The organism is Marinobacter sp. RI1 (genome assembly GCF_041155085.1).
Lineage (GTDB): Bacteria > Pseudomonadota > Gammaproteobacteria > Pseudomonadales > Oleiphilaceae > Marinobacter > Marinobacter nauticus.
The window spans coordinates 1,937,726-1,951,292 of the sequence record NZ_AP031605.1; the positions used below are offsets into that span (position 1 = coordinate 1,937,726).

Sequence of the window (13,567 nt, forward strand, 5' to 3'; positions counted from 1 at the left end):
GTTAATGCATAGGCTCACTCCAGAAAAGTGGATTATCCTCGCAGGTGGGTTTGGACTTCCGGATAGGACTGCTTCTGCAACAAGGGCGATCGGACTTGCGAAACTTGCCGAATATTCTGGATATCGTGTTTTGATACTGGGGAAATTTGTTTCTGCACCTAGGACAAAATATGACCAATATGAGATTGTAGTCAATGGCGTAAAGGCTAGAGATATACGTAGGCCATTTCTCGACTCCAGTGAGTGCGATTATGTTGTGGATGGCGCTTCGGTCGAAGATGTAGCTAAGTATATTGGGCCCGAAAAGGTGGCCCTTGTTCTTCTATATAACTATCCATCTCGAGGATTGATGTCGGTTATGCGGCGGTGTGCCAAAATTAATGCTCCCGTCGCTCTTGATCTCACGGAATGGTATGGTTGGGAGGGAGCAAAAATAGTAAGGAATATTATCCGGGTTGTTGATACCGAATTTAGAATGAGGGTTCTATCTAAGTATGTTGGAAACGTTATTTGCACATCATCGTTTCTTGCTAGGAAGATTTTATCGAGAAATATGATGATACTTCCATTTGTTGTAGATAAAGATGAATGGAAGTGGTCGCAAGCAATGAGCTCCGCTGAGCTTGATCCTGAAGCTAGAACATTTGTATATAGCGGAAGCCCAGGTCTCAGGATGCACAAAGATCTTCTGCCTCAAATAGTGCAGGCATTTTCACTGCTCCCGTTAGATGGTTGTAAGTTTGTGCTGGATATTGTTGGGATTGATAAAGAGACATATCTTTCAGAAGTTCCTCGGCATGTAATAACATTGCAGCTTCTTGGTAATCGCGTTCGGTTTCACGGTAGGGTAAGTCATGAGACAGCTCTAAGAAAATTAGTTAATTCCCATTACTCAATCTTCGTACGAAAGCCAAATAGAGTTTCAAATTCAGGATTTCCCACAAAATATATGGAGGCGACAACTCTAGGTGTTCCTGTTATATCGAACATCACAAGTGATATCGGAAACTACCTTTTTCACAAAAGAAATGGCATTGTGGTGGAAGGCTTTGATTCGAAATCTATTCTTAAGGCGCTTAAGCTGGCAGTTGAAATGGATGCTGGCGATTACATGAGGATGAGGGAAGAGCAATTGAGTAATAATCCATTTGAAAAGCAGAACTGGATCGATCTATTTAGAAGTTTTATGGGCCGCCTTCAGTAATGCTATTAAGGCTGCGTTAAGTTTCCTTAAAGGATGACCAGGTTATTGGATTTTATCTGTTTTAATGGGGTGTAAGGTATAAGCTAGTTTAGATGTCTTAGGCTTTTTGTGAGTTTAAGAGATATTTTTTGGGGTTGATATTGATTTTGAATTGTCGGTTTTTTGTCCACGTTGAGTTTTCTGGCTGCCCAATCGCTGATTTTATGAGAGCGCGCCAAAGCACTGTGATTTTTATCTGAATTGATGAACAAAGGCTAATCTAATGTTTAGAAATGGTAAACTTCTTTTAACGGGCGGAACCGGCTCCTTCGGCAACGCCGTTCTCAACCGTTTCCTGAATACCGACATCGAAGAAATCCGTATCTTCAGCCGGGATGAGAAAAAACAGGATGACATGCGCAAGCGCTATGCCAACCCCAAACTCAAGTTTTATATTGGCGATGTGCGGGATTACAACAGTATTTTGAACGCTACCCGGGGCGTGGATTTTATTTTCCACGCGGCGGCGCTAAAGCAGGTGCCGTCTTGCGAATTTCATCCTATGGAGGCGGTGAAAACCAACGTGATCGGCACCGAGAATGTGTTGGAAGCGGCCATTCAGAATGAAGTGAAGCGAGTGGTCTGCCTTAGTACAGACAAGGCGGTTTACCCCATCAACGCTATGGGCATCTCCAAGGCGATGATGGAGAAGGTGATGGTGGCCAAGTCCCGCAATGTAGACCCGGAAAAAACCGTGATCTGCGGTACCCGCTATGGCAACGTGATGGCTTCTCGTGGCTCGGTGATCCCGTTGTTCGTGGACCAGATTCGTGCCGGTGAGGCTTTGACGATTACCGACCCGAACATGACCCGCTTCATGATGACCCTGGCAGACGCGGTGGACTTGGTGCTGTACGCCTTTGAGCACGGCAGCAATGGTGATCTGTTTGTGCAGAAAGCGCCTGCAGCCACCATCGAAACCTTGGCCCGGGCTCTGACTGACCTTGTGGGCAAACCGGACCACCCCATCAATGTGATTGGCACTCGCCACGGCGAAAAATTGTTCGAAGCCCTGCTCAGCCGGGAAGAAATGGCCTGCGCCCAGGATATGGGGGAGTACTATCGCGTTCCACCGGATTTGCGGGATTTGAACTACGGCAAGTTTGTGGAGCAGGGGGAGGAGAAGATCTCCCACACCGAGGATTACAACTCCCACAACACCGAGCGCCTGGATGTTGCCGGTATGCAAACCTTACTGCGTAAGCTGGAATTTATTCGTGCCCTGGAACGGGGTGAGTATCAAGCCCCGGAGGACTGATTGATGAAAGTACTGGTAACCGGCGCTAACGGTTTTATCGGCAAGAACCTGCAAATGCACCTGCAGGAGAAAGGCGGTTTTGAGGTGGTGCCCTTCACCCGGGAACACTCCGAGCAAGACCTGCCGGGACTGCTGGATGATGTGGACTGGATTGTGCACCTGGCCGGTGTCAACCGCCCGCAAGACCCGTCGGAGTTCACCACCGGCAACGCCGGCCTGACCGAGGCTTTGTGCAACGCGGTGCAGGCCACTGGCCGGAGTATTCCGGTGATCTACAGCTCGTCGATTCAGGCCGAGCGGGATAATGACTACGGCACCAGCAAGCGGGAAGCCGAAGACGCCCTGCTGGCGCTGCGCGAAGCCACCGGCAATCCGGTCTACATTTATCGCCTGGCCAACGTGTTCGGCAAATGGGCACGGCCCAACTACAACTCGGCGGTGGCCACCTTCTGCCACAACATCGCCCGGGATATGCCGGTACAGATTAACGACCCGGATGCAGTGATCAACCTGGTGTATGTGGACGACGTAATCGCCAGTTTCCTCCGCCTGCTGGGCGGCGAGCCACAGAACGGTCCGTTTGTAGAAGTGGAGCCGGTTTACCAGATTACCGTAGGCGAGCTGGCCAGCCAGCTGAACCGCTTCAAGGCTACCCGGGATAACCTGATTACCGAGCCAGTAGGCACCGGGCTGGTGCGGGCACTATATTCCACCTACGTAAGTTACCTGCCGCCGGAGCGTTTCACCTACACTGTGCCCCAACACGGCGACGAGCGCGGGGTGTTTGTAGAAATGCTGAAAACCCCGGATGCCGGCCAGTTCTCCTTTTTCACCGCCCACCCAGGCATAACGCGGGGTGGCCATTACCATCATTCGAAAACAGAGAAATTTTTGGTGATCAAGGGCAAGGCCTGTTTCCGCTTCCGCCATATGCTGACCGGGGAGTTCTACGAACTATTCACCGAAGGCACCCAGCCGGAGATTGTGGAAACCGTACCGGGCTGGACCCACGACATCACCAACGTGGGTGAAGACGAACTGGTGTGTATGCTCTGGGCCAATGAAATTTTTGCCCGGGACAACCCGGATACCTTCGCGTGCCCAGTGGGTACCGAAGCCTGACCGAATTTGGAACTGCCATGAAAAAACTGAAAGTAATGACCGTGGTCGGCACCCGGCCAGAGATTATTCGCTTGTCCCGGGTTATGGCCAAGCTGGATGAGTATTGCGAACACATTCTGGTGCACACCGGCCAGAACTACGATTTCGAGCTGAATGAAATCTTCTTCCAGGACCTGGGCATTCGCAAGCCCGACCATTTCCTGAGCGCAGCCGGCGCCAGCGGTGCCGAAACCATTGGCAATGTGATCATCGCCGTCGATAAAGTCCTGGCGGACGTTCAGCCGGAAGCTCTGCTGGTGTTGGGTGATACCAACAGCTGCATGGCGGTGATTCCCGCCAAACGCCGTAAAATCCCGACCTTCCATATGGAAGCGGGCAACCGCTGCTTTGATATGCGGGTACCGGAAGAGATCAACCGCCGTATTGTGGACCACACCGCCGACATCAACTTGACCTACAGCACCATCGCCCGGGATTACCTGCTGCGCGAAGGCCTGTTGCCAGACCGGGTGATCAAAACCGGCAGCCCGATGTTTGAAGTGCTGAACCACTTCCGCGAGGGCATTGACGCTTCGGATGTGCTGGCACGCCTGGGGCTGGAAGCGGGCAAGTTCTTTGTGGTGAGCGCCCACCGGGAAGAGAACGTGGATTCCGACCGTAACTTCCTGGCCCTGGTAGACACCCTGAACGTCGTGGCAGAGCAGTACGGCTACCCGGTGATTGTCTCCACCCACCCCCGAACCCAGAAACGGGTGGATGCCATGGGTGTGCAGTTCCACGATCATATACGCCTGCTGAAGCCACTGGGCTTCAAGGACTACAACAAGCTGCAGTTGAGTGCCAAGGCGGTGTTGTCTGATAGCGGCACCATTAACGAAGAAGCATCGATCCTCAACTTCCCCGCGTTGAACATTCGCGAAGCCCACGAACGCCCCGAGGGTATGGAAGAAACCGCTGCCATGATGGTGGGCCTGAGCACCGAACGTGTGCTACAGGGCCTGGCCATTCTGGAAAACCAGGACTGGGGCGATGAGCGCTCCATGCGCCTGGTGGCGGATTACAGCATGCCGAACGTGGCGGAGAAGGTGGTTCGGATAATCCATAGTTACCGGGATTATGTGATGCAGACGGTTTGGAAGCTCTATGACCGAGAATAGGAAACTCGTGGCCTATGTTGGCCCTTACAGCTTCCCTAATGGAGGGGCTGCCGCACGAAGGATTTATGGCAACTGTAGATCACTGCAATATGCTGGTTACGACGTGTTGGTAAGTTCAGGCCAGCTCTCCGACTCGCCTATGCAAGATTACAACGGAATACCTGTTGTGTCGTTGAATGAACGGCGGCATGAAAACCTGCCAACGCTGTTGAAGCATTTTATGTACTTTACCGCGGGCAAGAGTACTGTTCGCTGGCTGGAGTCGTTGGGGAGAAAGCCTGATGCGGTTATTCTATATAGCGGCTACTCTCCATACCTAATTCGTTTGCTGCCTTGGGCACGCAAATACAACGTTAAACTAATATTTGATGCTGTTGAATGGTACGACCCGCCAGGGCTAATATCCAAGATTTTATCGCCATACTTTCTTAATATTGAGTTGGCGATGCGATTTTTAGTCAAGAGGTGTGATGGGGTAATTGTCATTAGCGATTATTTGAAGAATTACTATGCGCCTCATTTTGAAAATATAATAAAGGTTCCGCCGACAGCAAGTTTTGATATTAATGATTTTGCCCGTTCGGCCGAGCGTAACGAACCAGTGACATTCGTATACGCAGGCACTCCAGGAAAGAAGGACTCTCTGTCTTCCATTGTTTCTGCCGTTCTGAGTGCTCATGATGCAGGGCGAAATGTTGAGCTACATATAGCTGGTGTCTCAAGAGAAAAGCTTAGTGAGTACACTCCGTTGACCGGTTTTAGTCAGGCGGTAATTGATAAAGTTGTTAAGTGTCATGGGGTGTTGAGTCATAGTGACACTGTAGACCTTGTGGGAAGGTCAGACTATTCAGTAATAATTCGGCCGAATATTAGAAGTGTGCAGGCCGGGTTTCCTACGAAGTTTGTGGAAAGCATGGCTCTTGGTACACCTGTTGTAGCGAATATAACAAGCGATCTGGATATTTATTTGGTAGATGGCGTCAATGGGCTGGTGTCTCCTGGTTCGGATGTTGATAGCTTAGTCAAGGTAATTGATAGGGCTGTTGATTTGGCCTCAGATGGGGCTTTGAGGGCGAAGGCTAAAGAAACTTCCGCTGCTTATTTTGCCCCTGAGAATTATGCTGAAGAATTTAAAAAAATCATTGGTTAGGTGAAATGACAATTTATAAGAACTTACTTGGTAATCTTAAGGATAATACTAAAACTTGGTTAATCACAGGCACCGCCGGCTTCATAGGTTCCAATCTCCTCGAACACCTCCTAAAGCTAAATCAACGAGTTGTAGGCCTGGACAACTTCGCCACCGGTCACCAAAGCAATCTGGATGAAGTCCAGTCTGTGGTGTCACCAAAGCAGTGGTCTCGCTTCACCTTCATCGAAGGCGATATCCGTAATTTGAAACACTGCCACCAGGCTTGTGAAGGTGTGGATTACGTGCTGCACCTGGCGGCGCTAGGCTCGGTGCCCCGGTCTTTGAAGGACCCCATTGCCACCAATGCTGCCAATATTACGGGTTTCCTGAACATGCTGGTGGCGGCGCGGGATGCGGGGGTGAAGAGCTTCACTTATGCGGCGTCTAGCTCTACCTATGGTGATCACCCGGCGTTGCCGAAGGTGGAAGAGAACATTGGCAAACCGTTGTCGCCTTATGCGGTGACCAAGTATGTGAATGAGCTGTATGCCGAGGTGTTCGCCCGCAGTTACGGCTTCAAGGCCATTGGCCTGCGTTACTTCAATGTGTTTGGCAAGCGTCAGGACCCAAACGGTGCCTATGCCGCGGTTATCCCGAAATGGACGGCGGCCATGGTGCGTGGCGAGGATGTGTTCATCAACGGCGATGGCGAAACCAGCCGGGATTTCTGTTTTATCGAGAATGTGGTGCAGGCCAACCTGCTGGCGGCCACGGCGGAGGATTCTGCCAAAAACGAGGTTTACAACGTGGCGGTGGGTGACCGTACTACGTTGAATGATCTGTTCGGCGCGCTTAAGTGTGCGCTGGCAGAGAATGGCGTGACTTATGATAAAGAATCGGTGTACCGGGATTTCCGGCCCGGGGATGTTCGGCACTCCCAGGCGGATATTAGTAAGGCGGCTAGTAAGCTGGGGTATGCGCCGGAGTTTAGGATTCGTGAGGGGATAGCTAAGGCTATGCCCTGGTATTTGGAGAACTGAATGAAGAGCATAGCTGTTATTGGCCTGGGTTACGTAGGCCTGCCCCTTGCGGTAGCCTTTGGTGAAAAGCGTCCGGTGGTGGGATTTGATATCAAAGCCAACCGCATTGCAGAGCTGAAACAAGGAGAGGATTTTACGCGAGAAGTCCTAGCGGAGGAGCTAGCCGCTGCTAGTCTCCTGACGTTCACGGATTCCTTGGATGACATCGTAAACTGCAAGGTCTTCATTGTGACCGTGCCCACGCCTATTGATGACTACAAAACGCCCGATCTAACTCCACTGGTAAAGGCCAGCGAGAGTGTTGGTAAAGTGCTGAAATCCGGCGATATCGTGATTTACGAATCCACAGTGTACCCGGGTGCCACGGAAGAAATTTGTGTGCCGGTGTTGGAGCGGGTCTCTGGTCTCAAGTTCAATGAAGATTTCTACGCCGGTTACAGCCCTGAGAGAATCAACCCGGGGGATAAGGAACACCGGGTAACCACCATTATGAAGGTCACCTCTGGCTCAACACCTGCCATCGCGGAGGAGATTGATGCCCTGTATGCGGACATCGTTACCGCGGGTACTCATAAGGCCAGCTCTATCAAAGTGGCGGAAGCGGCAAAGGTAATTGAAAACACCCAGCGGGATCTGAATATTGCGCTAATGAATGAACTTGCCATGATCTTCGCCCGACTAGGCATAGATACCCACGAAGTGCTGGCTGCTGCAGGAACCAAATGGAACTTTCTTCCGTTCAAGCCCGGGTTGGTGGGAGGTCATTGTATTGGCGTCGACCCGTACTACCTAACTCACAAAGCTCAGGCCATTGGTTATCACCCCGAAATTATCCTGGCGGGCCGCCGTACCAATGATCGCATGGGGCCCTATGTGGCGGCTGAGCTGGTAAAGGCCATGATCAAAGCCGGCCACACCGTCGCCAACGCTCGGGTGCTGGTGATGGGCTTCACCTTCAAGGAAAACTGCCCTGATTTGCGCAATACCCGCGTGATTGACGTAATAAAAGAATTGCAAGATTTCGGCTGCCAGGTGGATGTAACCGACTGCTGGGCCGATAGTGCCGAAGCGGAGCACGAATACGGTCTCAGCTTGACGGAAAAGCCGCAGCAGGGTAGCTACAGCAGCGTGATCGTGGCCGTGCCTCACCGGGAATACATGGCGATGAGTGCAGGTGACCTGCGCAGCTATCTTCGGAAGGACGGTATATTGTTTGATCTCAAAGGTGTGTTGCCTTTGGGTGAGGCGGATTTGCGGTTGTGATATGGAAAACCGAAACTCTTCCATTCCGTTAGTTTTTCTGACGTCTAATACCTCCTGGTATTTGTATAACTTTCGCCGCAGCACTATCCATGCTTTTCTTAAGCAGGGCAACAGGGTACTTTGCCTGTCTCCGAAAGATGATTTTAGCCAGCGCCTAGTTGATGAGTTGGGGGTGGAGCACGTTGGCTTGCCGCTGGATGGTAAGAGTACGGGCATAGTGCAGGAGGTGCGCAGTGTGCGTTTTATCTGGGCGGTGATGCGCCAGTACCAGCCGGACTTCGTGTTCAATTTCACCGTTAAGATGAACATTTATTGCGGCCTGGTGTGTTCGCTACAGGGGGTTCCGTTTGCCAACAACATTTCTGGTTTGGGTACGGCGTTTATCCACGACTCCTGGTTGTTCCGCCGAGTGCGGCAGGTGTATGGCTTGGTGAATCGCAAGGCGCGGCGCCTGTTCTTCCAGAATGAAGAAGATCTGTCGTTTTTTTCGGAAAAGGGATTGCTGGGAGATACGCCCCATACCCTGTTGCCAGGCTCCGGAGTGGATTTACAGCGGTTTCGGCCTTCTCCTTTGCCGGAAGGCGGACCCTTTACCTTTATTATGATTGCCCGTTTGCTGGGAGATAAAGGCGTTCGAGAATATGCCGAAGCCTGCCGGCAGCTGGTAGCCAAGGAGCTGGATGTGCATTGTTTGTTGGTAGGGCCGCTGGGGGTGAGTAATCGCACGGCGATTTCGGAAGAAGAGGTTCGTCAGTGGCAGGAAGAAGAGGTTTTGAAATACTCGGGTGTCACAGAAGACGTGCGCCCGCTGATTGAGAAGGCCCATGTGCTGGTTTTGCCCTCTTATCGAGAAGGCATGCCCCGCACTGTCCTTGAAGCCGGAGCCATGGGCCGCCCGGCCATCGTGGCGGATGTGCCTGGCTGCCGTCAGGCCATTGAGCCAGAGGTAACCGGGTGGTTGTGTGAGGTACGCAGTGCCGAGTCTCTAGCGCAGCAAATGATGCGGGTGGTGGACATGAATGCAGAGGAGCTACAAAAAGCAGGAAACGCCGCCCGGCAGAGAATGCAGGCGCACTTTAGCGAGGATGTGGTGGTAAAGGCCTACCTAGAATGTCTTCCGCACCGGCCCTGCTCGCCTTAAAGGGTGGGCGCCCCCTCTGCCAGTGGCAATCATCAAACAATATGATTTTTACAGAAGTTTCCTCCCGGAAGTTTCAATTGACCTGACAGATTGGCTTACGGTCTTGGGCGTTATCAATTTCTTGACTACGCTCGCGTGGGAGTACCCTTGTCACTGCTGGTGGCATCAACGTCTATCGGCCTGATACCTCTGATTTGGTCATTTGATTGATTGCTTACTGTAACTTCGTGTTATTTTTCTGTAATAATATTGGTATGAAATATACTATGCGATAAAGCTATAGGTTGCTTTGGTTTAAGCAGGGAGGCTAAGGTGACGTCGTTTCTCATTGTCTGGTTATTCTGTTTTCTGTCAGCGCTGGTTTCTCTTGGTCTTTTGCGTTCGTTGGCACCAAGGTTGCGCCTGCTGGACGCTCCAAATCACCGTAAGGTTCACGCTGGCCAAGTGCCCCTCGTCGGCGGATTGAGCGCTTTCCTCGGTTTCGCTCTTCCGTTGCTTTTGTTTGTGTCGTTGGATGAAACGTTTCATTGGTTTTTGGCGGGTGCTACGTTACTAGTCGGTGTGGGAGCATTAGACGACGCAAATGATTTGCCGGCCAGCCTTAGGTTAGGAAGCCAAGTGCTTGTGGGCTTTTTGCTTGTTGCTGGAGCAGAGCAATACCTTTATCAGGTTGGTGATCTGTTCGGTGGGGGTGATGTGGTGCTGGGAGCGTTCCTTGGAAGCTTAGTCACTATTGCCGCAGTTATTGGTGCTACGAACGCCTTCAATATGGTTGATGGGATAGATGGCCTGATAGGCGCTTTGGCTATAACCGCGCTTTTGGGCTTGGCGTACGTTTTTAGCGCCTCCCCTGCCTATTACAGCGAATTTTTGATGACCATATGCCTTGTAGGGGCATTGTTGCCGTATCTGCTTGCGAACCTGCAGTTGTTTGGCGCGCGGGGTAAAGTGTTCTCTGGCGATGCGGGGTCGATGTTTATTGGCTTTGCGGTGGTATGGCTTTTGGTGCGGGCTACACAGGGAGAGCATGCGGTGATGCGTCCGGTCACCGCCTTGTGGTTTATTGCGGTGCCGTTGATCGATATGGTGGCGATTATGGTTCGCAGAGCCAGGAAGGGGCAGCCGCTGATGATGGCAGATAGAGAGCACTTGCACCATATTTTCCTGCGGGCAGGCTTCTCTCATCGTCAGACCTTATTGATTATTACCTTTGTAGCGGTGCTGATGGCGGCGTTTGGTTTGTTGGGCGAGGTGCTTGCAATCGATGAGTGGTTGATGTTCCTGTCGTTTTTGTTGGTCTTTGCTTTATATGACGGGTTGTTGCAGCATGCTTGGAAATTGCTCAGATTTTTCCGCGAGGATGACGGGTTAGGGCCGGCGGGCGTAGTGCCCCGTCGCCGTTCAAAGCGATAGAGGTTTATGTGAGTAAATGCTGTGGTGTTTCCTTTGGCCAGCAGCGTAAAAAATCGTGAAATGGCAGTCGCCCCTCTTTGATTTGTTATAACCATGTGTAAAGTGGCTGAGGGTAAATCTGCCAGTCAGTGATCAGGCAAGATCAGTGATGTTTTTCGTATTTGTTAACTAGAGACAGCACATGGAAGCGGCGAGTTCCACAGGCCTTTTGGCTGGTTTTTTTGCATTCCTTTCTCTGATCATCCTCCGCCCGGTGGCAGTACGGGTACGCCTTTTGGATAATCCGGATCATCGCAAGTTGCATCGAGGTGCGGTGCCGCTTATCGGAGGCCTTAGCGCCTTTGTCGGGTTGGGGTTGGCATGGCTGTTATGGATGCCGGTCATTGATTCTTATGGTTTATTCCTGTTTTGTGCTGCCTTGCTCGTCGTAGTGGGCGCGGTAGACGATGCTAAGGACCTGCCTGCTAAATTCCGACTGGGTGTGCAGGTTGTTCTGGGTGCGGTGCTTACGTTTGGCTCTGGTGTTTCATTGTCAACGTTTGGCGATCTGTTTGGCTTTGGCGAGGTATCGTTAGGGGCTTTTGGGCCTTGGGTAACGATTGCGGCGGTCATTGGCGCCACTAATGCGTTCAATATGATTGACGGCATCGATGGGCTTGCTGGCAGCTTGTCGTTGGTTGTGCTGGTTTCGCTGACGATTCTCTTTATGGGTGACTCTCGCTTTTCAACGGAGCTCACCTTGGCGTTTGGTATAGCCTGTGCCTTGGTGCCTTATTTGATGGCAAACCTGCGGATCCCCCCTTTCAAATGCCGTATTTTTATGGGTGATGCTGGCTCCATGTTCATAGGGTTTGCCGTAGTCTGGCTATTGGTAAACGCTACACAGCCCGGGCAGATGGCGATGAGGCCGGTGACGGCTTTGTGGATTATTGCCATTCCGCTGATGGATATGGTGGCCATTATGGTTCGCCGCGCCCGAAAGGGGCAATCTGTGATGAAGCCGGACAGAGAGCATTTGCACCACATTTTTATGCGAGCGGGTTTTTCAGACCTTGAAGCTTTGGTATTGATCACATTAGTGGCCTTGCTGTTTGCGGGTGTTGGTTTGGCCGGCGAGTTTTTTGAAGTGCCTGAGTGGGCTATGTTCACTGCGTTTGTGGGTGTGTTTGCACTGTACGATTGGGCTTTAAGTCATGTTTGGCGACTCTTGGTGGTGTTCAGGCGAAAGGTGTCGCAGCAATGAGGTTACATATCACTTTTTCATTGCCATTCTTCAGGTGGGCTGTCTGATATACTGTTGGCTTGGTCGCCCATGGTTTTAGCATAAAGCGTCTTTAATAAGGCGCTTTTTTTCTTTAAGGCTTGTCGTTTCATGCTCCTTCGTCACACCCTTTACTATTTCACCGCCCGTGGCCTTCCGGGGTTGGTCAATTTTGCCGCGCTTGCGGTCTTCACGAGGCTTTTGGCCCCCGAAGAGTTTGGTCGATATGCACTGGTGCTGGCCGGTGTAGGTTTGGCAAACGTTATTTTTTTCCAATGGTTGCGATTGGTACTCGCCCGTTTTTATCAGGCAAACCGGAGCTGTCGGGAGCAATATCTGGGCGGGATATTTGCACTTTTTTTGAGTGTGGCTGTGCCGGTAACGGGCGCCGGTTTGGTGTTAGCTCTGGCGTGGCCAGATCCCTTATGGCAGGGCTTGTTATTACTGTCTGTGGCTCTGCTTTTGACTCAAGCCTGGTTTGAGCTGAACCTTTCACTGGCTCAAGCCAGTATTGAGCCAGTTCGCTATGGGAAGTTATCTGGCACGAAAGCCGTTGTGGCTATTACTTTGGGCGGCAGCCTGGCCTGGCTGGGTTTGGGCGCAACAGCCCCTGTTGTGGGTTTGGTGGCTGCCCATCTGATTTCGTTTCTGGCTTTTGGATGGTTTGCATGGCGGGGTGTGAAGCCAGCACTGCCCGGGAGTGATACTTTGAAAAGTCAGCTCGGATACGGATTGCCTCTAACGGTCACCTTTGCATTGTCATGGGTTGTATCCGGGTCTGACCGGCTGCTTATTGCCTGGCTGTTGGATGAACGATCGGTTGGTGTTTATGCCGCTGGATATGATCTGGCGTTCCAGACTCTGATGCTGGTACTGACGATTATCAACACCGCAGCCTTTCCGCTTGCAGTGAAGGCGCTGGAACGCGGAGGCGGCCCTGCTGCAAAAAGGCAACTCGGCGAGAACGGCCAACTGATTTTTGTCGCAGCCATTGCTGGAGGAAGCGGTTTCGTTGCATTGGCACCGCAGGTGGTGGAGATTGTCATCGGTGCTGAGTTCAGAAGCGCCGCTTTGGCGATTTTCCCTTGGGTGGTGTTTGCCGGCGCCATTGCGGGTATCAAAGCCTTTCATTTCGACCTGGCCTTTCAGTTAGGCGTGGCCAGCCGCTGGTTAGTCCTTACCGGCGCAGCCGCGGCTCTGTCCAATCTGGCTTTAAACATGCTTTTAATACCCGGCTTTGGCATTATTGGCGCCGCCTGGGCTACACTCGCGGCTTTTGTTATATCGGCCCTTTTGAGCGCAGTGCTGGGCTTAAGGGTATTTGACATGCCGCCGCTGGGTCCAATGATCGGGCGGGCGTTGGTGATTGGGGGGTTCTCTGGTGGTGTTGCCTGGCTAGCAGCTGGCCAGTTCACCAGTGTTTGGTCAGGGTTAGTGAGCGGATTGCTTGCGGGAACGATAGTGGGGTTGGCTGCGTGTTGGCTCCTGAATGTGGCGGGTGTTCGGGCGCGCTTGCAGCAGCGTTTTTCGGGTTAAT

The 13,567-nt window shown here is 51.8% G+C and carries 11 protein-coding genes; all 11 read left to right on the top strand.

Features of this window, described 5'->3' with window-relative positions:
• Positions 1-4 precede the first annotated feature (4 nt).
• The 11 genes from ACAM27_RS08700 (at position 5) to ACAM27_RS08750 (ending at position 13,566) form a co-directional block, all read left to right on the top strand.
• Positions 5-1,204 (top strand): glycosyltransferase, encoded by a 1,200-nt coding sequence (locus ACAM27_RS08700; protein WP_369611775.1) that lies wholly within the window; start codon positions 5-7, stop codon positions 1,202-1,204.
• A 262-nt stretch (positions 1,205-1,466) separates the two neighbouring features.
• Positions 1,467-2,501 (top strand): polysaccharide biosynthesis protein, encoded by a 1,035-nt coding sequence (locus ACAM27_RS08705; protein WP_369611776.1) that lies wholly within the window; start codon positions 1,467-1,469, stop codon positions 2,499-2,501.
• A gap of 3 nt (positions 2,502-2,504) precedes the next feature.
• Positions 2,505-3,623, top strand: a complete 1,119-nt coding sequence (locus ACAM27_RS08710) for a capsular polysaccharide biosynthesis protein CapF (protein ID WP_369611777.1) — start codon at positions 2,505-2,507, stop codon at positions 3,621-3,623.
• A 17-nt stretch (positions 3,624-3,640) separates the two neighbouring features.
• Entirely contained in the window at positions 3,641-4,780 is a 1,140-nt protein-coding gene (gene wecB / locus ACAM27_RS08715) for a non-hydrolyzing UDP-N-acetylglucosamine 2-epimerase (RefSeq protein WP_369611778.1), read from the top strand.
• Positions 4,767-5,930, top strand: a complete 1,164-nt coding sequence (locus ACAM27_RS08720) for a glycosyltransferase (protein ID WP_369611779.1) — start codon at positions 4,767-4,769, stop codon at positions 5,928-5,930. The genes wecB and ACAM27_RS08720 overlap by 14 nt, the downstream gene beginning before the upstream one ends.
• Positions 5,931-5,935: 5 nt before the next feature.
• Positions 5,936-6,952: an NAD-dependent epimerase/dehydratase family protein gene (locus tag ACAM27_RS08725; protein WP_369611780.1), complete on the top strand. Its 1,017-nt coding sequence runs from the start codon at positions 5,936-5,938 to the stop codon at positions 6,950-6,952.
• A complete protein-coding gene (tviB, locus tag ACAM27_RS08730; protein ID WP_369611781.1) occupies positions 6,953-8,215 on the top strand; it encodes a Vi polysaccharide biosynthesis UDP-N-acetylglucosamine C-6 dehydrogenase TviB in 1,263 nt (420 codons plus the stop codon).
• Between the two features lie 235 nt (positions 8,216-8,450).
• On the top strand, positions 8,451-9,356 hold the full coding sequence (locus ACAM27_RS08735) for a glycosyltransferase family 4 protein (protein WP_374730282.1): 906 nt from the start codon (positions 8,451-8,453) through the stop codon (positions 9,354-9,356).
• Between the two features lie 312 nt (positions 9,357-9,668).
• Positions 9,669-10,769, top strand: a complete 1,101-nt coding sequence (gene wecA / locus ACAM27_RS08740; protein ID WP_369611782.1) for a UDP-N-acetylglucosamine--undecaprenyl-phosphate N-acetylglucosaminephosphotransferase — start codon at positions 9,669-9,671, stop codon at positions 10,767-10,769.
• Between the two features lie 181 nt (positions 10,770-10,950).
• Entirely contained in the window at positions 10,951-12,012 is a 1,062-nt protein-coding gene (gene wecA / locus ACAM27_RS08745; protein ID WP_369611783.1) for a UDP-N-acetylglucosamine--undecaprenyl-phosphate N-acetylglucosaminephosphotransferase, read from the top strand.
• A gap of 129 nt (positions 12,013-12,141) precedes the next feature.
• The gene (locus tag ACAM27_RS08750) at positions 12,142-13,566 is read left to right on the top strand and encodes an oligosaccharide flippase family protein (protein WP_369611784.1); all 1,425 of its coding nucleotides are present in this window, start codon (positions 12,142-12,144) and stop codon (positions 13,564-13,566) included.
• Position 13,567: the final 1 nt, after the last annotated feature.